Genomic DNA, 26,178 nt, shown 5'->3' with positions numbered 1-26,178 from the left:
CGGAGCTCATCCGGCGGCGCCCCGCGCGGCCGGCAGGCGCCCGCGCACGCGCCGCCCGGCCGCGAAGACGGCGGCGACGCCGCCCGTGACCTTGAGCCGGAACATGTCCCAGGTGTCGCGCGCCTCGAGCGGCACGCGGGGGATCTCGAGCGGGGCCCGCCTGGCCACGTCGGCCCGGCAGGGGCCGAGGCGCATGGTGAAGGCCATCGTGATGCCGGCGTCGCGCAGGGCGGTCAGCGTGGTGGCGTCGTAGTCGCCGTTGGGGTAGGCGAACGCGCGGGCCGGGCGGCCGGTGCGGGCGGCGACCTCGGCCGCCGAGCGCGCGACCTCCGCGCGGGCGCGCTCCTCGTCGACCCTGACCAGCAGCGGGTGGTCGACCGTGTGGGGCTGGCAGTCGACCCCGCCCGCGACGAGCTCGGCCACGGCGTCCCAGTCCATGAAGAGCGGCGTCGCGGGCCGCGGCGCCGGCGCGTCGAGCGCCTCGCGCAGCTCGCCCATCGCGACCTCGCGGCGCTCATCGGGCACCTCCTTCAGCAGCCGCAGCATCTCGAGCCGCGCCGCCTCGCGGTCCCCCGGGCCGTCGAGCGGGCGCAGCCCGGCGAGCGGCAGCACCGCCCGGGCGCGCTCCGTGCGGCGCAGCAGCGAGGCCAGCTCGTCCCACCACATGACCCGGTCGGTGCCGATGGCGCCCGTCACCAGGAAGATCACCGCCGGCAGCCCCAGCCCGCGCAGCACCGGGAAGGCCGCCTCGTGGTTGTCGCGGTAGCCGTCGTCGAAGGTGATCAGCGCCGGCCGCGCCGGCAGCGGGCGGCCGGTGGTGAGGTGCTCGTGCAGGTCGTCGAGGGCGATCACGTCGAAGCGCCGCGCCAGCCAGCGCATCTGGCGCTCGAACATCTCGGGCGTGGCCGACACGACGCCCGGGTCGAACTCCATCGCCGGGTCGCGGACGTCGGCGATGCGGTGGTAGGCGAGCACGGTCAGCCGGTCGCGCCCCCAGACGGCGTCGGCCACCGGGCGCGGCGACAGCGCCGCCGTGAGCCCGGCCACGGCGGCGCGGCGGGCGACGGACCGGGCGGCGCTCATCGCGCCGGCGCCGATCGCGCGCGGAGGCTCGCGACGAGCCGCTCATGAGCCGATGACACGAGCGTCATGAAACCAAAACGACACCCCGACCAACGAATAGCGATCGGACTGGACCTGTGACCCGTTGCCGCCGGAGCCGTCCGTGCGAGGGTGCTCGCGGAGAGGTATCCGGAAACGAGACGCGGGTGGTCGCCGGGGTGTCCGGCTCGTCCCCGACCCGCGCGGAGGACGTGTGCCCGACAGGAGGAGAGACATGAGCACGGACGCGGTTCAGCTCCGCCCCACGGACGGCTCCGCCCGGGTGGGCACCGGCAATCCCAGGGGGCTGCCCTCGCCGGTGATCCTCGCCGGCGGCAAGGGGACGCGGCTCGCGCCGTTCACCTCCGTGCTGCCCAAGCCGCTGATGCCCCTCGGCGACCGGCCGATCCTCGACGTGCTGCTGCAGCAGCTGCACGCGCAGGGCTGGGACGAGGCGACCCTTGCCGTGGGCCACATGGCGGACCTCATCCGGGCCTACTGCGGCACCGGCGAGCGCTACGGCATGGACGTCCACTACATCCAGGAGAGCACCCCGCTCGGCACGGTCGGCCCGCTGGCCTTCCTGCCCCAGGAGACGCGCGCCAACCGGCTGATCGTGATGAACGGCGACCTGCTCACCAGCCTGCGCTTCCCGGACCTCGTCGCCGCCCACGAGGAGAGCGGCGCGCTGCTGTCGATCGCGGTCATGCGCCGGCCGATCAAGGTCGAGTTCGGCGTGCTGGACCTCGGCGACCACGTCGGCGCCGCGCGGGAGATCACCAGCTACCGCGAGAAGCCGGAGATCGAGTCGACCGTCTCCATGGGCGTGTACGTCTTCGAGCCCGAGGCGCTCGACTACGTGACCCCGGGCGAGCGGCTCGACGTGCCGGAGCTGATCTGCCGCCTCCTGGACGACGGCCGCCGCGTGGCGGGCTACCCCTTCGACGGCTACTGGCTCGACATCGGGCGCCACTCCGACTACCAGCAGGCGATCGACGACTTCGAGCGCATCCGCGACAAGCTGCTCGCCCCGGCGGAGGTGCGCGCGTGAGCGAGCAGCAGCTGCCCCTGTCGGCGCCGAGCTTCGGCGAGGAGGAGGTCGAGGCGGTCGCCGAGGTCGTCCGCTCGGCCTGGCTCACGATGGGCCCGCGCACCGCCGCCTTCGAGGCCCGCTTCGCCGAGTTCGTCGGCTCGCGCAACGCCGTGATGGCGTCGTCGTGCACCGCCGCCCTGCACCTCGCGTTCGCCGCGCTCGACCTGGGCCCGGGCGACGAGGTGATCGTGCCCTCGCTCACCTTCGTGGCGACGGCCAACGCCGTCGCCTACACCGGCGCCACCCCGGTGTTCGCGGACATCGTCTCGCCGGAGCGCCCGCTGATCGACCCCGAGGCGGTGCGTGCCCTCATCGGCCCGCGCACGAAGGCGATCTGCGCGGTGCACTACGCCGGCTACGTGGCCGACATGGCCGCCCTGCGGGCCCTGTGCGACCGCCACTCGCTGGCGCTGGTCGAGGACGCCGCCCATTCCCCCGGCGCCCGGGGGCCCGAGGGGCCGGCCGGCTCGCTCGGCGACGTCTCGTGCTTCTCGTTCTTCTCCAACAAGAACCTCGTCACCGGCGAGGGCGGCATGTCGACCTCCGACGACGACCACCTCGTCGCGCGGATGCGCCTGCTGCGCGCGCACGGGATGACGGCCACGAGCTGGGACCGCGAGCGCGGCCACGCGAGCGGCTACGACGTGGTCGAGCGGGGCTACAACTACCGCCCCAGCGAGCTCGAGGCGGCCCTCGGCATGGTGCAGCTCGGCAAGCTGCCCTGGATGCTCGAGCGGCGCCGCGAGCTGGTCGCGCGCTACCGGCGCGGCCTGGCGGGCGTCCCGGAGGCCGGGTTCATCCCGTTCGACGAGGAGCTCGACCGGATGAGCTCGTGCCACATCCTGCCGCTGGTCACCCCGAGCGCGGAGGCCCGCGAGGCCGTCCGGGCCGCGGCCGCCGAGGCGAGGATCCAGACGAGCGTGCACTACCAGCCCGTGCACGGCTTCAAGGTGTTCCAGCCGCAGGCGTCCCTCCCGATCACGGAGGACTACGCCCGCCGCGAGGTCACCCTGCCGCTCTACCCCGCCATGGACGACGCCGACGTGGACCGGGTGCTCGCCCTCTTCCCCGTCCGCGCGCGGGCCGGGGTGGCGTAGCGGCGGACCCCCGTCCCCCTCGGGGGGCGAGCGCAGGACGCCTCCGGCCCCGGACGACCCCCCGGGGCCGGAGGCGTTCGGCCGCGCCGGCGCCCGCCGGCGCGCGCGTCCCCCGCGAGGGGGAGGCGCGGTACCGCAGCGGGCCCTCGCCCAAACCCCTGCCTGGGGTTAGGGGTCGACCTAGCCTCACGACCGGCGCGAGCGGACCCCGGTCGGACCTACGGTTCCAGGCATGAGCACACACGCCGCGTTCCAGCCCAATCCCCACCTGGCGGCCCCCGTCGCCGAGGGGGCCCCGCGCCAGCGGGTCCCGCGCCTCGCCGGCGCCTGCCAGGCCCTCGTCGCCGCCCTCGTCGCGGCGAACATGGTCCTCTGGCTCGCCGACGTGTCCACGACGATGGCGCTGTCCATCGGCGCCGGGCTCGGCATCCTCAGCGCCGTCGTGGTCGCCTGGACCGTGCCGCCCGCCGAGCGCGGCCGGCCCGTCCTGGTGCGCCGCTACCGCCTGGGTCACTGCGTCGGCGCCGTGCTCTCCACCGCGATGCTCCTGGCCATCGCCGGCCAGGCGGCCATCGACGAGCTGTCCGCGCTCGACGCGCTCGCCCTCGCGGCCGCCGCGGTCGGCGCCGCCTGGCTCGTCGCCATGGCCATCGACCGCACCTTCGGCCGGCCGCGCCGCGTGCTGGTGGTCGGCACCGGCGAGGTCGCGCAGCACCTCGTGGGCTCGCTCCCCGGCGGCCGCCGCGGCTTCGAGGTCATCGGGACGGTCGACGACCAGCGGCTGCCCCCCACGGGCGCCGTCGAGGCCGGGGCCCCGCAGCTCGGCGACGTCACCGAGCTCGGCGACCTCGTCCGCGACCACTCGGTGGACCTGGTGATCTTCTCCTTCGTCGGCTCGTCCGACCGCGAGCTGCAGGACGCCGTCGGCGCCTGCCGCGCGGCCGGCGCGCAGGTGGCGGTCGTGTCGCGCCTCTTCGAGGGCCTGCACGGCTCGCTGTCGCTCCGGCGCCTGGAGGGCCTGCCCGTCGTCGTCGCCGGCTCGCACCGCTCCTCGCGGGGCAACGAGATCGCCCAGCGCGCCACGGACATCGTGCTCTCGGCCGCCATGCTCGTGCTCACCGCGCCGCTGTGGGCCGCCCTCGCGGTCGCGATCAAGATCGACTCGCGCGGCCCGGTCCTCTACCGCGCCAAGCGCATCGGCCGCGACGAGCGGCCCTTCGCGATGCTCAAGTTCCGCAAGATGCACGACGGCGCCGCCGGCCCCGCCCTCACGATGGACGAGGACGACCGCTTCACCCGCATGGGCCGCTTCCTGGCGCACTCGAAGCTGGACGAGCTGCCGCAGCTCTGGAACGTGCTGAAGGGCGACATGAGCTTCGTCGGCCCCCGGCCGGAGGACGCCCGCTACGTCCGCGCCCACCACGACGCCTACCGCCGCGTGCTGGCCGTGCGGCCGGGCATCACGGGCCTCAGCCAGATCCGCTACCGGCGCGAGTTCGAGCACCTCGTGGGCGACGACTTCGAGGCCTTCTACCTCAACACCCTCCTGCCCACGAAGCTCGCCATCGACCAGTACTACGTGGACCACCAGAGCTGGCTGCTCGACATGAAGTGCATCATCTGGACCGCCGTCGCCCTCCTGCGGGGCGGGGAGCTCCAGCTGAGCGAGCTGGCCTCGCACGTGGCCTTCCGCCAGCCCAAGGCGCAGCCGGTGCGCCTGCACCGGGCGCCGGTGGACGAGATGAGCCACGCCGCCTGACGGCGGCGGAGACGCCCTCCCGACGGGGCGCTGCGCGGGCGACGGGCCCGGATCCGCACTCGGATCCGGGCCCGTCGTCGTTCCGGGGCGATGACCGCGGCGCCCCGGACGGGGGCGGAGCGCCCGCCCCGCGGCGCCCGAGCCGATCGGGGGCGAGCGGCCGTCCACTCGCACGGTGTCAACGGCCACCGAATGGTGCGCCAGGATCGGCCATCGGAAGGTGCACCACTCCGGCCGCCGGGCCGGGGTCACGATCGGACCGCGGCCGGGAGGCTCCCTCGGACGATCTGGGCGGCCGGCGGCGCGGATGCCCGAATGGACCTCGAGCGGGTGACCAAGTGGACCATCGGGGCGCGACCGGGGCAGGGCCGGCGCCCGGCTGCCCGATCGGACCGCGGTCGGCGGCTCGATCGGCGATCGGGGGGCGGCCTCGGATGCCCGAATGGACCTCGAGCGGGTGGCCAAGTGGACCATCGGGGCGCGACCGGGGCAGGGCCGGCGCCCGGGTGCCCGATCGGACCGCGGTCGACGGCTCGATCGGCGGTCGGGGGGCGGGCCCGCAGCCCGCAGCAGCCCGGCCCGCCCCCGCGACGCGGGGGCGGGCCGGGGGGTCAGTTGCGGAAGCGGGGGGCCTTCGGCTCGGGGAAGGCGCCGAGGCGGGCGTACTCGATGATCTGGTCCATGCCGCGCGGCACGTCCCAGGTCGTCTCGTAGCCCAGCTCGTCCGCGATGCGCTGGAAGCTCACCTTGTAGGAGCGCGGGTCCTCGTCGATGGAGACCCACTTCGCCTCGAGGTCGGGGAGCCGCTCCTTGAGCAGCTCGTACATCATCCCCTTGGTGTAGTTCTCCTCGGAGTCGCCCACGTTGTAGACGCGGCCGACGGCGACGTCGGGCTTCGCGAGCACGAGCTGCACGCCGCGGGCGGCGTCCTCCACGTGCACGTACGGGCGCCAGAACTGCTCGCCGTAGATCTCCAGCACGCCGTCGCGCAGCGCCTCGATCGTGAACTGGTTGACCGTCAGGTCGAAGCGCATCCGCGGCGCCACGCCGTAGACGGTGGCGAAGCGGCAGACCGTGGCCGGCAGGTCGCCGTTCTCCAGCAGCCGCTTCTCGACCGCGACCTTGCTCTCCGCGTACAGCGACACGGGGTTGAGGTCGCCGTCCTCGGTGACGAGCGTCGAGGTGTCCGAGACGCCGTAGTTGCTGCAGGTCGAGACGAACACGAAGTGCTCGATGCCGTGGCGCTTGCTGGCGTCGATGAGGCGGCCGGTGGCGTCGATGTTGATCGACACGGTCTCGTCGGGGTCGCGCCGGCAGGCCGGGTCGCCGACGATGGCCGCCAAGTGCACCACGGCGTCGGCCCGCTCGAGAAGCGGCTCGATGGCGTCCGTGTTGCGGATGTCCTCGCGGACGAACGTGAAGCCCGGCCGCCCGATGATCTCCCGGACGCCCTCGGCGCCGTGGTCCATCGCGCAGAAATCGACGCCGATGACCGACGTTTCGGGCTGGTCGAGCAGACGTCGTGTGAGTGCGCCGCCGACGTACCCCGCCGCACCGGTCACAAGGATCGTTCTCACGTCACTCCCGTTCGTCGATATGCTCTTCACCCGGCCGGGACCCCAGTCCCGAAGGACCTTTCGGGCGGCGGACTTTACACCTTGAGGTCCGGTGCCGATCACCTCTCCGACGCCGTCGGCAGGCCCGCCCCCGGGCCCCGGCGAGACAGGGGAGCGCCGAGTGGGAGCGACGATGACGACGACGGGCGAGCGCGGCGGCGCACGGACCTCACGGAGCACCGGTGACGCGGTGATCGACCGCCTCGCCGCGGCCGGGTGGGACGAGCTCGTCGCCGGCGGCCGCACCGCCGACCCGCTGCGCCGGACGACCTGGCTGCGCGCCTGGGCCCGGGAGGCCGGCGCCGCGGTCGAGCACCGCTGCGTGATCGTCGACCGCGACCGCGCCGTCGCGGCCGCGGCCCCCCTGGAGTCGCTCTCGCGCGGCGGCCTGCGCCTCGTGCGCCACCTAGGCCAGGGCGACGCCTGGTTCGACATCGCCCCGCCCGCGGTCGACGACGCCGCGCGCGCCGATCTGCTCGCGGCGATCGCCGCGGAGCCCGGCGACATCCTGCTGCTGGACGGCATGGGCGCCGACGAGGTGACGGCCGAGGCGCTGCGGTCGGCGATCCCCCGCGTGCGGCTCTCCCCGGCCGAGACGTGGCGGCTCGAGCTGGCCGACCCGCCCCGCTCGATGCGCAAGCGCCGCAAGGAGGCCGGCAGGGCCCGGCGCCGGGCGGCCGAGCGCGGCGTCGTGCTCGCCGTCGACTACACCGACGACTGGCCCCTCATCGAGCGCCGCCTCGCGACGCTGCTCGACTTCCACGCCGCGCACTTCCCGGGCGACGGCCCCAACCTGCTCGCCGGCGCGGGGGTGCGCAGGCGCTTCGCGGAGGAGGGCATCCGGGCGCTCGGCGCGGAGGGGCGGGCGCGCCTCGTGCAGGTGACGATCGAGGGCGGCCCGATGGTCGCCTGGGACCTCGCCCTCGTCGGCGACGGGGCGTCGGCGATCGCCTACGCCGGCGCGTTCGACCGCTCGCGCGACGACCTCATGACGCTCGGCTGGATCTCCATGCTCGCGCTCGTGGAGGGCCTCGGCGCGGAGGGCGTCGCGGTGCTCGACTTCGGGCCCGGGCCGGCCCCCTACAAGGACCTGATCGCCCGCGCCGTCCCGCTGGTGCGGGCGACGGCGCCGCTGTCGGCCCGCGGCCGCGCGGCCCTCGCGGCGCACCGCGCCGCCGCCGGGGCGCGGGCCCGCCTGCGCGCCCGCCGCGGGGCCGGGGAGGACGCGTGAGCGAGCGGCCGCTGCGCGTGGTCATGCTCATCGAGTCGGTGCGCGGCGGCGGGGCGGAGCGCTTCACCGTGGGGCTCGCACGTGCGCTCGAGGGCCCCGGCTGCGAGGTCGTCGTCTGCGCGAGCCGCGACCCCGGGCGCAACCGCGACCCGATCGACCACGAGACCGGCGTGCGGGTGCTGATGCTCGGACGCCGGCGCACGCTCTCCCCCCTCGCCTGGCTGCCGCTGGTGCGGTACCTGCGCCGCGAGCGGGTGGACGTGCTGCACTCCCACATGTTCGGCTCCAACGTCTGGGGCGCGCTGCTCGGCCGCCTCGCCGGCGTGCCGGTCGTGATCGCCACCGAGCACTCCTGGACCTACGAGGGCCAGCGGCTGCGCAAGCTGATCGACGGCCTCTGGGTGGGGCGCCTGTCCACCGCGTTCGTCGCGGTCTCGCCCGAGGACGCCCGGCGCATGGTCGAGCTCGAGCGCGTGCCCGCCCGCAAGGTGCGCACCATCCCCACCGGGCTGCTCCGCGACCCCGACGAGCTGCGCGGCGCGCCCGGCAGGCTGCGCGACGAGCTCGGCCTGCCGCCGGAGACGCCGCTCGTCGGAGCGATCGCGATGCTGCGCCCGATGAAGGCGGTCGACGTGCTCGTGGACGCGTTCGCGCGGCTGCTCGGGCGCGTGCCCGGGGCCCACCTGGTGGTGGCCGGCGACGGCCCCCTGCGCGGCGAGGTCGAGGCCCGGATCGCCGCGCTCGGCGTGGGCGACCGCGTGCACCTGCTCGGCGTGCGCGAGGACGTGCCGGCGATCCTGCGCTCGCTGGACGTGGTGGTGCTGCCGTCCGACTCGGAGGGCAGCCCGATCGCGCTGATCGAGGCCATGGTGGCCGGCCGCGCGATCGTGGCCACCCGGGTCGGCGGCATGCCGATGATCCTCGACGACGGCCGCTGCGGCGAGCTCGTGCCCCGGCGCGACCCGCAGGCGCTGGCCGACGCGGTCGCCGGGCTGCTCGAGGACCCCGCCCGGCGGGCCGCGCTGGGCGGGCTGGCGCAGCGGCGTGCGCTGGCCGATTTCACGCTGGAGGGGGTCGCCCGCCAGTGGCAGGCGCTCTACCGGGAGCTGCGCGGGTGAGCGCGCCGGGGCCGCTGGTCGCCCGTCCGCGGGGCCACTAGACTCCGGTCGTGGACGTCGGCCGCATCGTGGGTCGCCTCGCCGCGATGGTCGCGGCGATCGCCCTGCTCACGTTGACCGCGGTGGCCGCGGGGCAGCAGATCGGCGTCCCCGGCGGCCCCGACCCCGTGCCGCCCACCGCGCAGCCGCAGCCGGATCCACCGGCCCCGCGGCCGGCCCCCCGGCCGACGCCGACGCCCACCCCGACGCCGACGCCCACCCCCACCCCGACGCCGACGCCCACCCCGGAGGCCCAGCCCGACCCCGGCACGGCGCCCGAGGCAGAGCAGGAGGCCGAGCCGAGCGGCCCGAGCGCGGCGGACCTGGCCCGTCAGCGCGCGGCCCGCGAGCGCGCGGCCCGCGAGCAGCGCGAGCGGGCGGCGGCGATCCGCCGCGAGCGCGCGCGCAAGGCCGCCGCGGCCCGTCGCCTGCGCGAGGCCCGCGAGCAGCGCCAGGCCGAGATCGCGGCGCAGCGGGAGCGCGACCGGGCCCTGCTGGAGGCGCGCCAGGCCGAGGAGGCCGAGCGGGCCGCCGCGGCGGCGGCCGCCCGCGACGGCGGCGGCGGCTCGATGCCGCTGCTGGTGTGGCTGATCGGGGCGGTGGTGGTCGTGGGCGCGATCGCGGCCGTGCCGCTGCTGCGCCGGGCTCCGGCGCCGCGGCCGGTGGGCGCCCTCGTGGCCGTCGTGGCCGAGCGGCGCACGGAGATCCTCTGCGGCGTCGTGGCGCTCGGCGCGGGCCTCGGCCTGCTGCTGTTCCTCACCGGCCAGTAGGCCCCGCGGCCGCCGGCCGGCCGCCGCTCCACTAGGGTGCCGTTCGCATGACCCGCACCCCTGCGCCCGACCCGCGGCGCGTCGGCTACATCATGTCGGCGTTCCCGACGGTGACCGAGACGTTCATCCTGTTCGAGATCATCGAGCTGGAGCGCACCGGCGCCCGGGTGGAGATCTTCCCGCTGCGGCCGCGCGGCGACGAGACGTCGCACCCCGAGGCCGCCCCGCTGGCCCGCCGGACGCGCTACGCGCACGTCGGCGCCCCGGCCACCATCGCCGCCCAGCTCCACTGGCTGCGGCGCGCGCCGCGCGCCTACCTCGGCGCCTGGTGGGCGGCGCTGCGGGGCAACCTGCGCTCGCGCCCGTTCCTGCTGCGGGCGCTCGTCGTGGTGCCGCTGGCCGCGCGCTTCGCGCGCGAGATGCAGGCGCTCGGCGTGAGCCACGTGCACGCCCACTGGGCCACCCACCCGGCCCTCGCGGCGAACGTCGTCCACCGCCTGACCGGGCTGCCGTACAGCTTCACGGCGCACGCCCACGACATCTACATCGATCGCTCGATGCTCGAGGAGAAGATCCGCGACGCCGCGTTCGTCGTGACGATCTCCGACTTCAACCGGTCGCTGCTCGGGCGCCTCTACGGCGACTGGGCGGCGGCCAAGACCTCGGTCATCCGCTGCGGCGTCGACCTGACCGCGTTCACGCCGCGGCCGCCCCGGCCGGCTGAGGGCGGCCCCTTCACGGTCTCGTGCATCGCCGGCCTGCGCGAGAAGAAGGGTCAGGCCCATCTCGTCGAGGCGGTCGCGCGGCTGCGCGACGAGGGCCTGGAGGTGCGCTGCCTGCTCGTGGGCGACGGCGAGCTGCGCGGCCGCCTGGAGGCGCGCATCGCCGAGCTCGGCGTCGGCGACCGGGTGGAGCTGCTCGGGCACCGCAGCCGCGACGAGGTGAGCGCCGTCCTGAAGGGCAGCGACGCGATGGTGCTGCCGAGCGTCACCACGGACGACGGCGACATGGAGGGCATCCCGGTGGCCCTGATGGAGGCGCTGGCGACCGAGGTGCCGGTCGTGGCGTCGTCGCTGTCCGGCATCCCGGAGCTGGTACGCGACGGCGAGACGGGCCTGCTGGTGCCCGAGGGCGACCCGGCCGCGATCGCCGCCGCCATCCGCCGCATCCACGACGACCCCGCCGGCGCCGCGCGCATGGCGGCCGCCGGCCGCGAGCGCGTGCTGGCCGCGTACGACCTCGAGCGCAACACCGCCGAGCTGCGGCGGCTGCTGCTCTGGGAGTACGACGGCCCCGCCCTGCCGGCCGCGCCCGCGGCGTAGCACGGCGACGGGGCGCCCCGGGGGGCCGCCCCGTCGCCGCCCGCCCCGCCCCGGCTAGGCGCGCCTGGCCAGGATGCGGTCGGCGAGCTCCGCGCGGCGCAGGGTGACGCGGGCGAGCTTTTCGGTGACGCGCATCTGGGCCACCGTGGGGCGCACCCGGCGCGGCACCCTGACGGCCGGCACCCGCAGGTCGCTGGCGCGCAGGGCGTTGAGCACCACCGTCACGCGCCGCAGCGAGCTGACGGCGGCGATGCGCGCGGCGCGCATCTGGGCCGGCGTCACGCGGCGGGCCGGCGTGCGCAGGGCCGCCGGGATCCGCGTGCTCGACCGGCGCAGCACCCGCCGCTCGAGCTGGCGCACCTTGACCGACAGGCGCACGACGGCGCGGCGGTTGACCGTCAGCTGGCGCAGCGTGGGCCTGGCCAGGGCGCCGACCTGGCGCTGCTTCGGCGTGAGCGGCTGCGACATGGCCCGGTCGCCCAGGCCCATGTCGCGCTGCAGTGAGCGCTCCTTCGGCGCGGCGGGCGCGGGCGACGGGGCGGCCGGCGGCAGCTCGCGGAACGACGGCGGCGGGGCCGGCGCGGCCGAGGCCTGGGGGCCCTTGCCGACGCAGGGGCTGCCGGCGCGCAGCGAGAAGTCCTTCGCGCCGCGGTTCGCGAACAGCGGGTCCTTCTCGATGTTGCCGCTCAGCGTGAAGCCGCCGTTCGAGAGGCTGTAGTTGCCCTTGCGGCCGTTCCAGAGGCAGTTGGCCCTGGCCACGTTGTTGCGCCCCACCGGGCCGCCCCACCAGGACTCGACGTTGGTGGTCTGCAGCGAGTTGCTGATGATGTTGTTCTCGGCCACGTTGTCCGAGGAGGTCAGCGAGCCCTCGCTCGAGAACGTGATCCCCCGGCCGTTGCCGTCGATCACGTTGTTGGCGACGTAGGTGCGGTTGGCTCCCGGGTACAGGTGCACGCCGTAGTCGGCGTTGTCGTAGATCAGGTTGTTGGTGATCCGGGTGTCGTACGCGTGGTTGACGTAGATGCCGTGGTCGAAGCCGGTCGCCGGCATGCGGCCGCAGTCGAAGATGCGGTTGCCGTCGATCACCACGTCGTACGCGATGCCCGAGCCGATGTTCGAGCCGACGTGCAGGCAGATCGCCGTGTTGCGGTTCGTGATGTCGTTGCCGAGGAAGCGGGTGCGGTCGCCCTGGGTGTCGAAGCTCACCCGGGCGCTCGTGCCGGAGCCGTCGAGCACCAGGTTCTCGATGGTCACGTCGTCCGCGGCGTCGGTCACCCAGAGGCTGCCGCGCACCGTCGCCTTGGCGCCGCCGGGGGCGCTGGTCAGCGTGATGCCGTCGCGGGTGATCTTCACGCCGCCGAAGGTCTCGCCGGCGGCCAGGCAGCCCACCTGGCCGGCCCCGAGGCTGTCGGCGAGCTTCTGCACGGTCCTGTAGGGGGCGGACTGGGTGCCGGCCGCGGAGTCGCTCCCGGCGGACGCGGCGAACTTGGTGCAGGCGGGCGCGGCGGCGGCCTGGTCGGCGGGCGCGAGCGCCACCAACGCGGCGGCGGTCGCGGCGACGGTGGCCGCGAGCGCGCGAAGGGGTCGGGCACGGAGCATCAGGACGGGCCTCCATGACGGATCGCGAGGCGGGCGATCCAGACCCGGGGAGGCGGTGGGCCGATGGCTCCGGCCGCTGCGCGCTCGGGACACGTCCCGGGAACCCGTCCTCGTTGCTTGCTCCCCTATCGGGCGGCGGGCTCCCGTTCTTGAGCCGGGCGGCCCCGGCATCCGTCCGGCGAGCGGAACGGATACCGGGACCCGGGTGGCTCAGCGGGTCAGCGTGACCGCGTCGATGTAGAACGCGCTGCCGGTGACGGCGCCGGTGTGCGCCACGTAGAGCTCGATCTGGTTGCCCGAGGCCGAGGCGGTCAGCGAGGCGGTGACCGGGATGAACCCGTTGCCCAGCGTGACGGCCGGCCCGGCGACGGTGCGCAGCACCGCGCCGGAGGCCGAGCGCTCGCGCATGTAGATCTTGACCTGCTTGCCCACCGAGGCCGTCGCGGCCGCCTTGACGTAGGCGCGGCCGGTGTACTCGGCGCCCTTCGTGGCAGAGCCGATCGTGGTCGGCTCGTCGTCGATGGTGAACGAGGTGCCGGTGGTGCGGGCGACCCGCGCCACGTAGGAGCCCTCGGGCGCGTCGGCCAGGGCCACGCGGCTGAGGCCGGCCTGCCAGGTGGTCCAGCCGGTGGTGCCCGACTCGAACGAGCCGTTGGCGACCGCCTGCTCGCCGGCCGGCGGCGGCGGGGTGACCACCGGGGGCGCGCTCACGGTGAGCGTGCGGCTGGCGGTCGCGGTGGCGCCGTCGTCGTCGGTCACGCGCAGGCGCACCGTGACGGTGCCCGCGGCCGCGTAGGCGCGGCTGACCGACTGGCCGGTGGCCTCGTAGGCGCCGTCGCCGTCCAGGTCCCACTCACGGGCGGCGATGGTGCCGTCCGGGTCGCTGGAGCCGTCGGTGAAGGTCACCGTCTGGCCGGTCTGCGGCACCAGGGTGCTGGCGCTGAAGGCGGCCGTCGGGGCCACGTTGGCCGGGGGCAGGCTCGGCGGCGGCGGCGGGGTCGTGCCGGCGCCGGCGCCCAGGCGGACCGCGTCCATGTAGAACGCGCTGCCGGTGACGGCGCCGGTGTGCGCCACGTAGAGCTCGATCTGGTTGCCCGAGGCCGAGGCGGTCAGCGAGGCGGTGACCGGGATGAACCCGTTGCCCAGCGTGACGGCCGGCCCGGCGACGGTGCGCAGCACCGCGCCGGAGGCCGAGCGCTCGCGCATGTAGATCTTGACCTGCTTGCCCACCGAGGCCGTCGCGGCCGCCTTGACGTAGGCGCGGCCGGTGTACTCGGCGCCCTTCGTGGCAGAGCCGATCGTGGTCGGCTCGTCGTCGATGGTGAACGAGGTGCCGGTGGTGCGGGCGACCCGCGCCACGTAGGAGCCCTCGGGCGCGTCGGCCAGGGCCACGCGGCTGAGGCCGGCCTGCCAGGTGGTCCAGCCGGTGGTGCCCGACTCGAACGAGCCGTTGGCGACCGCCTGCTCGCCGGCCGGCGGCGGCGGGGTGACCACCGGGGGCGCGCTCACGGTGAGCGTGCGGCTGGCGGTCGCGGTGGCGCCGTCGTCGTCGGTCACGCGCAGGCGCACCGTGACGGTGCCCGCGGCCGCGTAGGCGCGGCTGACCGACTGGCCGGTGGCCTCGTAGGCGCCGTCGCCGTCCAGGTCCCACTCACGGGCGGCGATGGTGCCGTCCGGGTCGCTGGAGCCGTCGGTGAAGGTCACCGTCTGGCCGGTCTGCGGCGCCAGGGTGCTGGCGCTGAAGGCGGCCGTCGGGGCCACGTTGGCCGGCGGCAGGCTCGGCGGCGGCGGCGGGACCGGGACCTCGGCGCCCTGCGGGCCCTTGCCGAGGCACGGGCTGTCGGCGCGCAGCGAGAAGTCCTTGGCCGAGCGGTTGACGAACAGCGGGTCCTTCTCGACGTTGGCGCTCAGCGTGAAGCCGCCGTTCGAGAGGCTGAAGTTGCCCTTGCGGCCGTTCCAGAGGCAGTTGCGATCGGCGCGGTTGTTGACCCCGACCGCGCCGCCCCACCACGACTCCACGTTCGTGGTGACGCCGGAGTTCGAGATGATGTTGTTCTCGACGACGTTGTCGGACGAGGTCAGCGAGCCCTCGCTCGAGAAGGTGAGGCCGCGGCCGTTGCCGTCGATCACGTTGTTGGCGACGTAGGTGCGGTTGGCTCCCGGGTACAGATGCACGCCGTAGTCGGCGTTGTCGTAGATCAGGTTGTTGGTGATCCGGGTGTCGTACGCGTGGTTGACGTAGATCCCGTGGTCGAAGTTCGTCGCCGGCAGGCGCCCGCAGTTGAAGATGCGGTTCGAGTCGATGACCGTGTCGTAGGCGACGCCGTAGCCCGCGTTGGAGCCGACGTGCAGGCAGATCGCCGTGTTGCGGTTCGTGATGTCGTTGCCGCGGAACACGACCCGGTCGCCCTGGGTGTCGAAGCTCACCCGGGCGGTCGTGCCGGAGCCGTCGAGCACCAGGTTCTCGATCGTGACGTCGTTGGCGGAGTCCTTGATCCACAGCTTGCCGAGCAGCGTGGCCTTGGCCCCGCCGGGCGCGGTGGTGAGCGTGATGCCGCCGCGGCTGACGGTGACGCTGCCGAACGTCTGGCCGGGCTGCAGGCAGCCGGCCTGACCGGCCGACAGGCTGTCGACGAGCTTCTGGGCGGTCTTGTAGGGGGCGGTCTGGGTGCCGGCGGCCGAGTCGGAGCCGGTCGTCGATGCGTACTTGACGCAACTGGGCGCGGCGGCGGCCTGCTCGGCGGGCACGAGGGCCACCAGCGCGCTCGCGGCGAGGATGGCACCGGCCATCATCGCGCGTAGGGGTCGGGCACGGACCATCAGGTTCCTCCGTGAGGACGGGCGCCGCCCGTGCGCGCACGACCCGGCGGGCTCGCAGGGGCGAGCACCGGCCAGGACACGGGCCGCGGGCACGGCGGACGGCGACGACGGGACACACGCGCGGGCGGGTTGCCGGGCCTCCGCCGTCCCCCGCCGCCCCCGGCGGCCTGGTGCCGTAGGGAGCTACGGGATCCGGTGGAAACGCAACCGCCGAAGCGTGTTCCAGGTATCGGATCCACATGGCTCCCGCTTGAGCCACGACGACGCGCGGGCCACCTGAGCGCCGTTCGTCCCTGCGTGACGGGCGCTACGTCCGGGTGGGCGACGGGCCCGGGGGCCGATCGGGCCGCCGGCCGCGGCGGGGTCGCGGGGGCGAGTCCGCAGCCGTCGCCGCCCTGCGGCCGGCGCGAGACCGGACGGCCGGCGCGCCGGGGTCCACTCGGCGCCCGCGCCGCAGGGCGCCCGAGGCGGCGGGCGGGGGAGCGGCCCCCCACCCGGCCGGGGGGCTCCATGTCCAAGTGGACCTCGCGCCGGGGTTCACTTGGACCGTCCGCGTCGGCGTGCCCGCGAAGGCCGGCCGGGATCCCCCCGCTGCCGGCGCGGGCGCTCCCTTGTCCCAATGGACCTGGCGCCGCGGTTCACTTGGGCCGTCCGCGGCGGCGGTCGCGACGCCCGAGTGGACCTCGCGGCCGGGGCCACTCGGCGCCCGCGCCGCAGGGCGCCCGAGGCGGCGGGCGGGGGCGCGGCCCGCCACCCGCCGGGGCGCTCCATGTCCAAATGGACCTCGCGCCGAGGTCCATTTGGACCCTCACCCCGCGGCGACCCGAGGCCGGCCGCCGCCGCCGCTCGCTCAGACGGGCTCGGCGGCGGCGGTGAAGGGGAGCCCGCCGGCGCCGGCGGGGATGCGGCGGGGCACGAGGCGGGCGCCGCCGGCAGCGGCCTCGGCGCACCCGCCGCAGACCGGGGCGTCGGGGCGGTCGCCCACCGGAGCGGTGGCGCCGGCCGGGCCGTGGGAGGGATCGACGGCGCAGAGGCCGGCGAAGATGTCGCCCCGGGGGTGGGGCGCGCCGACCCGCTCGGCGACGCCCTCCAGCCCGACGAGGGCGGCGGCGACGGGCGGGTCGAGGGCGGCGATGCGCTCGGCGTCGTCCGTCTCGCGGAGGGCGCTGACGGCGTCGGCGTAGGCCCCGAGCGCGGCCTCGACGTGGGCGCGCTCGCCGGGGGGCAGGCCGGGGCGGCGCAGGAGGGCGCCGGCGTGGGCGCGAAGGGCGTCGAGCCGGACGCGCGCGCGGGCGCGGGCCTCGGCGGCGCGGCGGCGGCGGCCGCGTGCGGCGCGGCCGGCGCCCACGGCGGCGGCCCAGCCGCCGCCGAGCGCCGCGACGGCCAGCAGGCCGAGCGCGGGCCGCAGCAGCTCGCCGCGCTCGTCGGGCGGGGGCGGGACCACGAGCGCCGCCGCGGCGGTGAGGCGCTCGACCTGGTTTGCGTGCGCGCCGATGCGGGCGGCGCGCATCTGGACGGTCATGTCGGCCGTGGGGCGGGACCCGACCGCGACCACCGGCCCGCGGGCGCGGGTCACGAGGAGGGTGCCCTCGTACTCGAGGGTGCGCACGAGCCGGCGGGCGTAGGCTGGCAGCGACGGCGCGCCGGTGGGCCCGAGGACGACCGCCAGCTTGACCGGCCGGCCGGCGTCGGCCATCGCCGCGGCGACCTCGGCCAGCTCGCGCTCGGCCGGCGCGGCCGCGGAGCCGAGCACCCGCGGGCTCACGTAGGCGTCGCGGGCGGCGAGGGCCGCCTCGGCGGGATCGGCCGCCGCCGCGGCCGGGGCCCCGGCGAGGACGAGGACGAGGACCAGGACGAGCGCGCAGGCCGGCGCCGCGCGCACGGACACGGCGGTCCGCCCGGCGGCGGCCCGGGGCCGACGGCGGCCCGGGGACGACGGCCCGCTCACCGGCTCAGGCGGGCGCGCCGCTCGGCTGGGGCCCCGGCAGCAGGCGCGCCGCGCGGCGGGCGGCGCGCTCGACGAGGCCGGGCCCGGGGACGAGGGCCCGCAGGTCGAGGCGCATCAGCACGACGGGGCCGGCGGCCCGCGCGTCGGTGAAACCGAGCGCCTCGAGCAGCTCCCGGTCGAAGAGGGTGTGGTGTCCGCCGAAGCGCTCGACCTCGTCCGCATCCCCGCCGTGCTCGACGGCGAACGCGTCCACGGCGGCCCACCCGCGGGCCTTGAGGTCGGCGAGGGCGTCGAGCAGCAGGCGCTCGCAGGCGCCCCGCGGCTCGTCGCAGTCGATGAAGCTGCAGGTGATGAGCGCGGCGTCGCGGCCGGGCGGCCCGGCGGGCAGCGCGAGCGCGCGGGGGAAGGCCGCGACTGGCCCGTACTGCACCATGCCGCGCACCTCGGGCCCCTCGCGCAGCACCCGCCCGAAGCCCCCGTTGCGCCGCTCGACGGCCTCGATCCAGGCCCCCTTGCGGCGGGCGTCGGTGACCAGGCGGTCGTGCTGCCAGAAGACGCAGTCGACGCACGGCGCCGGGAGCGCCGCGCGGCTCGCCGCCGTGAGGGGTGCGACGTCGCTCACGCGCCGATGATAGAGCGCCGCCCGCGGCGGCCGCCGCTCAGCAGGCGCCGGGGTCGTCCACCGCGCAGACGCCGCCCATGTAGGACGGCAGGTCGCGGAAGCCGGCGCCCTCGGGCGCCGCGCCGCCGTACGTCTCGGCCAGGTAGGCGAGGATCCGCCGCCGGTCCCACACGGCGAGACCGCCGTCGACCAGCATCGGCACCTGGGGCGGCTCGCCCTGCGCGGCCACGAGCGCCGCCCGCGCGGCCGGGTCGCCCCGGACCGTCACCGCGCGATACTCCAGGCCGAGCCCGTCGAGGGCCCGCTTGACCTCGACGCACTTCCAGCACCCCGGGGCGTCGTACAGCGTCATCGCCGCCTCGCCCCGGGGTGCCGGCACGGATCAGACCCCGACGGTCTCCAGCACCCGGTCGACCGGGACCATGTGGCGCTTGAAGTCCATGACCTTGCGGTCGAGGCCGAGGGCGAGGCCGATGAGCTGCGGCAGGTGCAGCACCGGCATGTTGTACTCGGTGCCGTTGAGCGCCTCGGCCTTGCGCTGGTAGGCGTCCATCGCCAGGTGGCAGAGCGGGCACGGCGTGACCATGCAGTCGGCGCCGGCGTCGCGGGACTGCGACAGGGCGACGTGCGACTCGCGCAGCGCGACGGCCTCGCGGGCCAGCACGATCGGGAAGCCGCAGCACTTCGACTTGGCCTCGTAGTCGGCCACCTCGCCGCCGAGGGCGGTGATCAGCCGCTCCAGCGACTGGGGCCGATCGGGGTCCTCGAAGCCCATCACCGACGACGGCCGCAGCAGCTGGCAGCCGTAGTACGGCGCGACCCGCAGGCCGTTGAGGCCCCGGGGGCCCTGCTTCTCGAGCAGCGAGAGGCCCTCCTCGGTGGCGAGGTACCAGAGGAGGTGGGTGACCTCCTTCGTGCCCTCGTACGGGCGGGCGCCGACCTTGACCAGCTCCTCGTTGACCTGCTCGAGGAGGCGCGCGTCCTCCTTGACCATCTTGTTCGCCCGGCGCAGGTTGAGCGTGCAGACGTTGCAGATGGTGAGGATGTCGACGCCCATCTCCTCCGCCTGGGAGAGGATGCGGACGTTGAGCGTCAGGTACAGGTTGGGCTTGGCCTCGGCGATGTCGCCGGCGCCGCAGCAGGTGGCCGCGGGCATCGGCAGCAGCTCGATGTCCAGCATCGGGGCCAGCGCCTTCGTGGTGGCGTCGAGCTCCTTCGAGCTGAACTCGGCGATGCAGCCCGGGTAGTACGCGAACTGCGTCGCCATCAGATCGTCTCCTTCACGTTCTTCATGAGCTGCTGGACTTCCTTGAGCTTCTTGATCCGGTGCGGGATCGGCGACGGCGCCTTGCCGTGGCGCATCATCTGGATCGCGAACGGGATGTCGAGGTGGGCCTTGATCGGGTCCGTGAACGGCACGAGGACCGTCTCGTTGAGCTTGCCGCCGGTGCGCATCGAGAGCAGGAAGGCCTTCGCGTGGCGGGCGCCCGCGTCCTTCATCGAGCGGCCCTCCTGGAAGGCGATGCCGCCGAGCTTCTCGATCGCGTCGCGCGGGTTGACGCCCTTCGGGCAGCGCTCGTTGCAGTACATGCAGCGGGTGCAGTCCCAGACGCCGTGCTCGCCCGTGTAGAGCTTGGCCCGCTGCTTGCGCTGGCCGTCGCGGACGTCGCCGGCGAAGCGGTAGCCCCACGCGAGCGCGGCCGGGCCGACGAAGTCGGGGTCGGCCGCCAGCGAGTTGCACTCGGAGTAGCAGGCCGCGCAGAGGATGCAGGCGCTCTCGCGGAACAGCTTCTGCATGTCCTCCTTGGACACCAGCCGCTCGCGCTCGGGCGCTGGGCCGTCGGGCACGAGGTACGGCTTGACCGACTTGAACTTGTCCCAGAACGGGTCCAGGTCGACGATCAGGTCCTTCAGGGGCGCGAAGTTGCCGATCGGGTCCACCTGGACGGTCTCGGTCTCGAACTCGCGCTTGACGTCCTCGACCTGGGTCATGCAGGCGAGCACCGTCTTGCCGTTGGCCTTGCAGGCGCACGACCCGCAGATCGCCGAGCGGCACGAATAGCGGATCGCCAGCGTGCCGTCCTGCTCGTCCTGCAGCTTCAGGATCGCGTCGAGCAGCGTCAGATCCGACGGGTGCTCCAGCTCGAAGCTCTGCCGGTAGGACGCGTCGGAGACATCCGGCTGGTACCGGAAGATGTCGAGCGTGGTCGTCGCCATTAGTAGGACCTCACCTGGGGCTCGTACTTGGTCACCGTGACCTCGGAGTAGTCCAGACGGATCTGGTCGTCCTCCAGGTACGACAGCGTGTGCTTCATCCAGTTCTCGTCGTCGCGCTCCGGGAAGTCGGTCCGCGAGTGGGCGCCCCGGCTCTCGGTGCGCTCGATCGCGCCGGCGACCATCGTCGCGGCCAGGTCCAGCAGGTACCCGGTCTCGATCGTGTGGATCAGCGACTGGTTGAACGTGCGGCCCTTGTCGGTCACGACGACGCCCTTGAACTGCTCGCGCAGGTCCTGGACGGTCGCCTGGGCCTCGCGCAGCTGGGCGTCGGTGCGGAAGACGCCGACCTTCTCCTGCATGGTGTCGGCGAGCACCTCGCGCAGCTCGTGCTGCTTGGGGCCGCGCTGGCGCTCGAGCATCTCGCGGATGCGCGCCTCGGTCGCCTGCGCGGCGCGCGGGTCGGCCTGGATGCCGCGGCCGTTGAAGACGTCGGTCGCGTAGCGGGCCGCGGCCTCGCCGGTGCGGGCGCCGAAGACGACCGCCTCGAGCAGCGAGTTGCCGCCCAGCCGGTTGGCGCCGTGCACCGACACGCAGGCGCACTCGCCGGCGGCGAACAGGCCCTGCATGTGCGGGGCCGCGCCCCACGAGTCCACGTGCACGCCGCCCATGTGGTAGTGGGCGCCCGGCCGGATCGGGATGGGCTCCTCGATCGGGTCCACGCCGGCGAACGCCATCGCCAGCTCACGGATCTGGGGCAGCCGCTCCATGATCTTCTCGCGGCCCAGGTGGCGCAGGTCGAGCAGCACGGAGCCGTTGATGCCGCGCCCCTCGAGGATCTCGGTCGCCTCCGAGCGCGACACCACGTCGCGGGAGGCGAGCTCGAGCTTGTTGGGCGCGTACTTGCTCATGAAGCGCTCGCCCTCGGAGTTGAGCAGGTAGCCGCCCTCGCCGCGGGCGCCCTCCGTCACGAGCACGCCCGTCGGGTTCATCGTCGTCGGGTGGAACTGCATGAACTCCATGTCCTTCAGCGGCACGCCGGCCGTGAGCGCGAGGCCCATGCCGTCGCCCGTGGACGAGTGGGAGTTCGTGGAGGGCCGGTAGACGCGGCCGGCGCCGCCGGTGGCGAGCACGACCGACTTCGCGCCGATGGTGTGGATCGTGCCGTGGACCATGTCGTAGGCCACCACGCCGGCGCAGCCGCCGTGGTCGTCCTTGACGAGGTCGGTGACGAACCACTCCTCGTAGGTCGGGATGTCGTACTTCACGCACACGGTGTAGAGCGTGTGCAGGATCACCAGGCCGGTCAGGTCGGCCGCGAAGCAGGTGCGCGGGAAGCCCGCGCCGCCGAACGGGCGCTGGGCGATCTTGCCCGTGCTCTCGTGGCGGCTGAAGACGGCGCCCCAGTGCTCGAGCTGGATGATCTCCTTGGGCGCCATGTTGCAGAGGATCTCGATGGCGTCCTGGTCGCCGATGTAGTCGGCGCCCTTCACCGTGTCGAAGGTGTGGTTGTCCGGGTGGTCGTCGGTCTGGTTGCCCAGCGCCGCGTTGATCCCGCCCTGGGCCGCGCCCGAGTGGCTCCGCACCGGGTGGACCTTGGTCACGAGGGCGACGTCGACGCCCGCCTCGTGCGCGGCGATCGCCGCACGCATCCCGGCGAGGCCCGCGCCGACCACCACGACGTCATGGCTGAGCAATGTCCCGTGCCCTCCGCTCTCGTGTTGCCCTCGGCAGGGGACTCTATCGGACGCCCGGGGGCCGGAAGACCGGGTCATTCGTCCGTCGCCCGCGACGCGGCCGCGCCGTCGCGGGCGGCCCGCGTCGTGCAGCATGCCGCCCCATGAGCCTCGACGCGGCGATCACCCTGGCCGTGATCCTGGCGGTGCTCGCCGTGCTCGTCGCGGACCGGGTGTCGCCGGCCTTCGCCGTCCTCGGCGGCACCGTCGCGCTGCTCGTGTCCGGCGTGATCGACGCCGACGACGCGTTCGCCGGCTTCTCGAACTCCGCCCCGCTCACCGTGGCCGCGCTCTACGTGGTGGCGGCCGCGACGGCGCGCACGCGCGTCATCGAGAGCCTGGCGGCGCGCTTCACGACGGGGGTCGCCAACGGGGCCGGCGGCGGCGAGCGGCGCTCGCTGGCGCGCATCGTCGTGCCCACGGCGGCCTCGTCGGCGTTCCTCAACAACACGCCGATCGTGGCGATGGCGATCCCGCCGGTCGTGGCGTGGGCCCGGCGCACGGGGCGCTCGCCGTCCCGCTACCTGATGCCGATCAGCTTCGCCGCCGTGGTGGGCGGCACGGTCACCCTGATCGGCACCTCCACCAACCTGGTGGTCTCGGGGTTGCTCGAGGACGCCGGCCTGGAGCCGATGGGCCTGTTCGAGATCGGCAAGGTCGGCCTGCCGTTCGCCGTGCTCAGCGTGATCGTGATGATCCTGATCACGCCCAGGCTGCTGCCCGAGCGGCGGGCGCCCAGCGAGGACGCCGACGCCGACGCCCGCGAGTTCACCCTCGAGATGATCGTGGAGGACCGCTCGCCGATCGTGGGCCGCTCCGTCGCCGAGGCCGGGCTGCGCAACCTGCAGGGCGTGTACCTGGTGGAGGTCGAGCGCGACGGCAACCGCATCTCGTCGGTCCGCCCGGACGAGATCCTCGCCGCCGGCGACCGCCTGACGTTCGCCGGGAACGTCGAGCGGGTGATCGACCTGCAGGGCATCCGGGGGCTGGTGTCGGCCGAGGAGCGCCACTTCGGCCGGGTGGGGCCCGCGCTCGAGCGGCGCCTCTACGAGGCCGTGATCGCCCCCGGCTCCTCGCTGCTGGGTCGCACCCTCAAGGAGACCGGCTTCCGCGGGCGCTACGGCGGCGCGGTGATCGCGATCCACCGGGCCGACGAGCGGGTGCAGGGCAAGCTCGGCGACGTGCGGCTGCGCACGGGCGACGTGCTCGTGGTGCTGGCCGGCCCGGCGTTCCGGCCCCGCGCCCTCGACCGGCGCGACTTCCTGGTGGTGTCGGCCCTCGACGGCGACCCGCCGCCGCGGGCCGGCAAGGCGCCGCTCGTGGGGCTGGTGCTGGTGGGCATGATCGCGAGCGTCGCGACCGGGCTCATCGACATCCTCCCCGCGGCGCTGCTGGCGGCGTTCGCGGTCGTGGCGCTCGGCGTGCTCACCGCCACGGAGGCCCGCGACTCGGTGGACCTCGACGTGATCGTGCTGATCGCGGCCAGCTTCGGCCTGGGCCGGGCGATCGAGCAGAGCGGCCTGGCGGGCGACATCGTCGACGCGCTCATCGAGCCGCTCGGGCGCTTTGGCGACCTGGGCCTGCTGTTCGGCGTGCTGCTCGCCACGATCATCGTCACCGAGATGATCAGCAACAACGCCGCCGCCGTGCTGCTCTTCCCCATCGCGGTGGCCACCGCCGCCCAGGCGGGCCTCGATCCGCGGCCGTTCGCGATCGCGGTGGCGCTGGGCGCCTCGTCGTCCTTCCTCACGCCGATCGGCTACCAGACCAACACGATGGTCTACGGCGTCGGCGGATACCGCTTCGGCGACTTCGCCCGCCTGGGCTTCCCGCTGGCGATCCTCATGGTCGTCGTGGCGCTCGTGATGATCCCGATCGCCTGGCCGCTGCGCTGAGCCCGGGCGGCCCGTCGGGCCGACAGCGTCCGATATGCTCCGGTCGTTTTGCGCCCGCCCGCCGGGCGGCGCTCCACACGACGACGACGAAGGAGTCGGACCCGTGGCACACCGCGTGACGTTCATCCCCGGAGACGGCACGGGGCCCGAGATCGCAGAGGCGACGAAGCGCGTCCTCGACGCAACCGGCGTCGAGTTCGACTGGGACGTCCAGGAGGCGGGCGTCGACATCATGGAGACCGCCGGGACCCCGCTGCCGGACAGCGTGATCGAGTCGATCCGGGCCAACAAGATCGCGATCAAGGGCCCGATCACGACGCCGGTCGGTCATGGGTTCCGCAGCGTGAACGTGGCTCTTCGGAAGACCCTCGACCTGTACGCCTGCGTACGCCCCTGCAAGAGCTACCCCGGGGTCCGGTCGAAGTACGAGGACGTCGACATCGTCATCGTGCGCGAGAACACCGAGGACCTCTACGCGGGCATCGAGTTCGAGAAGGACACGCCCGAGAACGCGGCGATCATCGAGAAGATCATCGAGCTCGACCCGTCGGCCGCCGCGACGATCAAGCCGCACGCCGGCATCTCGATCAAGCCGATCTCGGTCGAGGGCACCCAGCGCGTCGTGCGCTACGCCTTCGAGTACGCCCGCGAGAACGGCCGCTCGAAGGTCACCGCGGTCCACAAGGCCAACATCATGAAGCACACCGACGGCCTCTGGCTCGCCGTCGCCACCGAGGTGGCGAAGGAGTTCCCGGACATCGAGTTCGAGGAGCGGATCGTCGACAACATGTGCATGCAGCTCGTGCAGAAGCCCGAGCTGTACGACGTCCTCGTGCTGCCGAACCTCTACGGGGACATCATCAGCGACGTCGGCGCCGGCCTCGTCGGCGGCCTGGGCGTCGCGCCGGGCGCGAACATCGGCACGCACGCGGCCCTCTTCGAGCCGACCCACGGCAGCGCGCCGAAGTACGCCGGCCAGAACAAGGTGAACCCGCTCGCCATGATGCTCTCCGGCGTGATGATGCTGCGGTACCTCAAGGAGACCGAGGCCGCGGACCGGATGGAGGGCGCCATCGCCGAGCTCATCCGCGAAGGGAAGTCCGTGACCTACGACATGAAGCCCGACCGCAACGACCCGACCGCCGTCGGGACGTCCGGCGTGGCCGACGCGCTGATCGAGAAGCTGCAGGTGACCGCGTGAGCGCCGCCAAGACCCCGCTCCGCGTCGCCGTCACCGGCGCCGCCGGGCAGATCGGCTACAGCATCCTCCCCCGCATCGCCGCCGGCGAGGCCTTCGGCAGGGACCAGCCGGTCATCCTGCAGCTCCTCGAGCTGCCGATCGACAAGGTCCAGGAGGCGCTGAAGGGCGTCGCCATGGAGCTCGACGACTGCGCCTTCCCGCTGCTGCAGGGCATGGTGCTGACGGGCGACCCGCGGGTGGCCTTCAAGGACGCCGACTGGGTGATCCTCGTCGGCTCCAAGCCGCGCGGGCCGGGCATGGAGCGCGCCGACCTGCTGAAGGACAACGGCAGGATCTTCGTCGAGCAGGGCACGGCGATCGACGAGGTGGCCTCCGACGACGCCCGCGTGGTCGTGGTCGGCAACCCGTGCAACACCAACTGCATGATCGCCGCCGCGCAGGCCACCCGGCTCGGCCCCGAGCGCTTCACCGCGATGACCCGCCTCGACCAGAACCGGGCCCAGACCCAGCTGGCGCAGAAGGCCGGCGTCCCGGTGACCGAGGTCGACGACATCATCATCTTCGGCAACCACTCGCCGACGATGTTCGCCGACTTCACCAACGCGACGATCTCGGGCAAGCCCGCCCGCGAGGTCATCGGCGACGACGCCTGGCTGGAGAACGAGTTCCTGCCCACCGTCGGCAAGCGCGGCGCCGCCATCATCGCGGCCCGCGGCCTGTCGTCGGCGGCGTCCGCCGCCAACGCGGCCATCGACCACGTCCGCTCGCTGCACACGCCGGGCGATGACGTGCACTCGATCGCGGTCCGCTCGGACGGCTCCTACGGCTTCGCCGAGGGCGTCTGGGCGTCGGTGCCGGTCCGCACGACGGCCCCGGGCACGTACGAGGTGGTCCGCGAGGGCTGGGACCACGACGACTTCGCGACGTCGAAGATCGAGATCACCAACGCCGAGCTCGTCGAGGAGCGCGAGACGGTGAAGGAGATGCTCTCCTAGGA

Annotated in this window: 20 protein-coding genes; 10 read left to right on the top strand and 10 right to left on the bottom strand. The window is 74.5% G+C overall.

The genetic code is table 11. The features are described from left to right. Positions 1-6: 6 nt before the first annotated feature. The gene (locus ITJ85_RS03085) at positions 7-1,083 is read right to left on the bottom strand and encodes a polysaccharide deacetylase family protein (protein WP_217914891.1); all 1,077 of its coding nucleotides are present in this window, start codon (positions 1,081-1,083) and stop codon (positions 7-9) included. A 253-nt stretch (positions 1,084-1,336) separates the two neighbouring features. Here ITJ85_RS03085 and ITJ85_RS03080 point away from each other — a divergent pair, with 253 nt between their 5' ends. From ITJ85_RS03080 to ITJ85_RS03070, 3 genes are all read left to right on the top strand, one after another. Then, complete coding sequence (locus ITJ85_RS03080) at positions 1,337-2,152, top strand: sugar phosphate nucleotidyltransferase (protein ID WP_217914890.1); 816 nt, start codon at positions 1,337-1,339, stop codon at positions 2,150-2,152. Continuing rightward, on the top strand, positions 2,149-3,291 hold the full coding sequence (locus tag ITJ85_RS03075) for a DegT/DnrJ/EryC1/StrS family aminotransferase (protein WP_217914889.1): 1,143 nt from the start codon (positions 2,149-2,151) through the stop codon (positions 3,289-3,291). The genes ITJ85_RS03080 and ITJ85_RS03075 overlap by 4 nt, the downstream gene beginning before the upstream one ends. Positions 3,292-3,523: 232 nt before the next feature. Next, positions 3,524-5,050 carry a sugar transferase gene (locus tag ITJ85_RS03070; protein ID WP_217914888.1) on the top strand — a complete coding sequence of 509 codons (1,527 nt, stop codon included), beginning with the start codon at positions 3,524-3,526 and terminating at the stop codon, positions 5,048-5,050. Between the two features lie 611 nt (positions 5,051-5,661). Here ITJ85_RS03070 and ITJ85_RS03065 read toward each other — a convergent pair. Beyond that, positions 5,662-6,627, bottom strand: coding sequence for an NAD-dependent epimerase/dehydratase family protein (locus tag ITJ85_RS03065; protein WP_217914887.1), 966 nt, complete (start codon positions 6,625-6,627; stop codon positions 5,662-5,664). A gap of 172 nt (positions 6,628-6,799) precedes the next feature. On the opposite strand from ITJ85_RS03065, the gene ITJ85_RS03060 reads away from it, so the two are divergent. The 4 genes from ITJ85_RS03060 to ITJ85_RS03045 are packed head-to-tail and all read left to right on the top strand — an operon-like array spanning position 6,800 to position 11,146. Further along, positions 6,800-7,897 carry a GNAT family N-acetyltransferase gene (locus ITJ85_RS03060; RefSeq protein WP_217914886.1) on the top strand — a complete coding sequence of 366 codons (1,098 nt, stop codon included), beginning with the start codon at positions 6,800-6,802 and terminating at the stop codon, positions 7,895-7,897. Continuing rightward, on the top strand, positions 7,894-9,015 hold the full coding sequence (locus ITJ85_RS03055; protein ID WP_217914885.1) for a glycosyltransferase: 1,122 nt from the start codon (positions 7,894-7,896) through the stop codon (positions 9,013-9,015). Before ITJ85_RS03060 ends, ITJ85_RS03055 begins: the two co-directional genes overlap by 4 nt. 50 nt (positions 9,016-9,065) lie before the next feature. Further along, positions 9,066-9,824, top strand: a complete 759-nt coding sequence (locus ITJ85_RS03050) for a hypothetical protein (RefSeq protein ID WP_217914884.1) — start codon at positions 9,066-9,068, stop codon at positions 9,822-9,824. A 47-nt stretch (positions 9,825-9,871) separates the two neighbouring features. Continuing rightward, a complete protein-coding gene (locus ITJ85_RS03045) occupies positions 9,872-11,146 on the top strand; it encodes a glycosyltransferase (RefSeq protein WP_217914883.1) in 1,275 nt (424 codons plus the stop codon). 54 nt (positions 11,147-11,200) lie between these two features. Here the strand turns inward: ITJ85_RS03045 and ITJ85_RS03040 are convergent, their stop codons facing one another. The 8 genes from ITJ85_RS03040 to ITJ85_RS03005 all read right to left on the bottom strand — a co-directional run bounded on the left by ITJ85_RS03040 (position 11,201) and on the right by ITJ85_RS03005 (position 22,046). After that, on the bottom strand, positions 11,201-12,745 hold the full coding sequence (locus ITJ85_RS03040) for a right-handed parallel beta-helix repeat-containing protein (RefSeq protein ID WP_217914882.1): 1,545 nt from the start codon (positions 12,743-12,745) through the stop codon (positions 11,201-11,203). 210 nt (positions 12,746-12,955) lie between these two features. Continuing rightward, positions 12,956-15,535: a PKD domain-containing protein gene (locus ITJ85_RS03035; protein ID WP_217914881.1), complete on the bottom strand. Its 2,580-nt coding sequence runs from the start codon at positions 15,533-15,535 to the stop codon at positions 12,956-12,958. A gap of 880 nt (positions 15,536-16,415) precedes the next feature. Then, positions 16,416-17,447 (bottom strand): hypothetical protein, encoded by a 1,032-nt coding sequence (locus ITJ85_RS03030; protein WP_217914880.1) that lies wholly within the window; start codon positions 17,445-17,447, stop codon positions 16,416-16,418. Between the two features lie 70 nt (positions 17,448-17,517). Beyond that, complete coding sequence (locus tag ITJ85_RS03025) at positions 17,518-18,135, bottom strand: hypothetical protein (RefSeq protein WP_217914879.1); 618 nt, start codon at positions 18,133-18,135, stop codon at positions 17,518-17,520. Between the two features lie 37 nt (positions 18,136-18,172). Further along, positions 18,173-18,487 (bottom strand): glutathione S-transferase N-terminal domain-containing protein, encoded by a 315-nt coding sequence (locus ITJ85_RS03020; protein WP_217914878.1) that lies wholly within the window; start codon positions 18,485-18,487, stop codon positions 18,173-18,175. A 30-nt stretch (positions 18,488-18,517) separates the two neighbouring features. Beyond that, a complete protein-coding gene (locus ITJ85_RS03015) occupies positions 18,518-19,402 on the bottom strand; it encodes a CoB--CoM heterodisulfide reductase iron-sulfur subunit B family protein (RefSeq protein ID WP_217914877.1) in 885 nt (294 codons plus the stop codon). Continuing rightward, entirely contained in the window at positions 19,402-20,352 is a 951-nt protein-coding gene (locus ITJ85_RS03010) for a succinate dehydrogenase/fumarate reductase iron-sulfur subunit (protein WP_217914876.1), read from the bottom strand. Before ITJ85_RS03010 ends, ITJ85_RS03015 begins: the two co-directional genes overlap by 1 nt. Continuing rightward, positions 20,352-22,046 (bottom strand): FAD-binding protein, encoded by a 1,695-nt coding sequence (locus ITJ85_RS03005; RefSeq protein ID WP_217914875.1) that lies wholly within the window; start codon positions 22,044-22,046, stop codon positions 20,352-20,354. The genes ITJ85_RS03010 and ITJ85_RS03005 overlap by 1 nt, the downstream gene beginning before the upstream one ends. Before the next feature lie 143 nt (positions 22,047-22,189). On the opposite strand from ITJ85_RS03005, the gene ITJ85_RS03000 reads away from it, so the two are divergent. The 3 genes from ITJ85_RS03000 to ITJ85_RS02990 all read left to right on the top strand — a co-directional run bounded on the left by ITJ85_RS03000 (position 22,190) and on the right by ITJ85_RS02990 (position 26,176). Next, positions 22,190-23,980 carry an SLC13 family permease gene (locus ITJ85_RS03000; protein ID WP_217914874.1) on the top strand — a complete coding sequence of 597 codons (1,791 nt, stop codon included), beginning with the start codon at positions 22,190-22,192 and terminating at the stop codon, positions 23,978-23,980. 103 nt (positions 23,981-24,083) lie between these two features. Next, positions 24,084-25,181, top strand: a complete 1,098-nt coding sequence (locus ITJ85_RS02995) for an isocitrate/isopropylmalate dehydrogenase family protein (protein WP_217914873.1) — start codon at positions 24,084-24,086, stop codon at positions 25,179-25,181. Further along, positions 25,178-26,176, top strand: a complete 999-nt coding sequence (locus ITJ85_RS02990) for a malate dehydrogenase (protein ID WP_217914872.1) — start codon at positions 25,178-25,180, stop codon at positions 26,174-26,176. Before ITJ85_RS02995 ends, ITJ85_RS02990 begins: the two co-directional genes overlap by 4 nt. Positions 26,177-26,178: the final 2 nt, after the last annotated feature.

The organism is Miltoncostaea marina, assembly GCF_018141525.1.
In the GTDB taxonomy this organism is placed as follows: domain Bacteria; phylum Actinomycetota; class Thermoleophilia; order Miltoncostaeales; family Miltoncostaeaceae; genus Miltoncostaea; species Miltoncostaea marina.
This window is presented reverse-complemented; position numbering and strand designations above follow the sequence as displayed.

Bases quoted from the DNA above. Each gene is read 5' to 3' on its own strand.
- ITJ85_RS03085 (WP_217914891.1), bottom strand. From the start codon at position 1,083: ATGAGCGCCGCCCGGTCCGTCGCCCGCCGCGCCGCCGTGGCCGGGCTC.
- ITJ85_RS03080 (WP_217914890.1), top strand. From the start codon at position 1,337: ATGAGCACGGACGCGGTTCAGCTCCGCCCCACGGACGGCTCCGCCCGG.
- ITJ85_RS03070 (WP_217914888.1), top strand. From the start codon at position 3,524: ATGAGCACACACGCCGCGTTCCAGCCCAATCCCCACCTGGCGGCCCCC.
- ITJ85_RS03060 (WP_217914886.1), top strand. From the start codon at position 6,800: ATGACGACGACGGGCGAGCGCGGCGGCGCACGGACCTCACGGAGCACC.
- ITJ85_RS03045 (WP_217914883.1), top strand. From the start codon at position 9,872: ATGACCCGCACCCCTGCGCCCGACCCGCGGCGCGTCGGCTACATCATG.
- ITJ85_RS03040 (WP_217914882.1), bottom strand. From the start codon at position 12,745: ATGCTCCGTGCCCGACCCCTTCGCGCGCTCGCGGCCACCGTCGCCGCG.
- ITJ85_RS03035 (WP_217914881.1), bottom strand. From the start codon at position 15,535: ATGGCCGGTGCCATCCTCGCCGCGAGCGCGCTGGTGGCCCTCGTGCCC.
- ITJ85_RS03020 (WP_217914878.1), bottom strand. From the start codon at position 18,487: ATGACGCTGTACGACGCCCCGGGGTGCTGGAAGTGCGTCGAGGTCAAG.
- ITJ85_RS03015 (WP_217914877.1), bottom strand. From the start codon at position 19,402: ATGGCGACGCAGTTCGCGTACTACCCGGGCTGCATCGCCGAGTTCAGC.
- ITJ85_RS03010 (WP_217914876.1), bottom strand. From the start codon at position 20,352: ATGGCGACGACCACGCTCGACATCTTCCGGTACCAGCCGGATGTCTCC.
- ITJ85_RS03000 (WP_217914874.1), top strand. From the start codon at position 22,190: ATGAGCCTCGACGCGGCGATCACCCTGGCCGTGATCCTGGCGGTGCTC.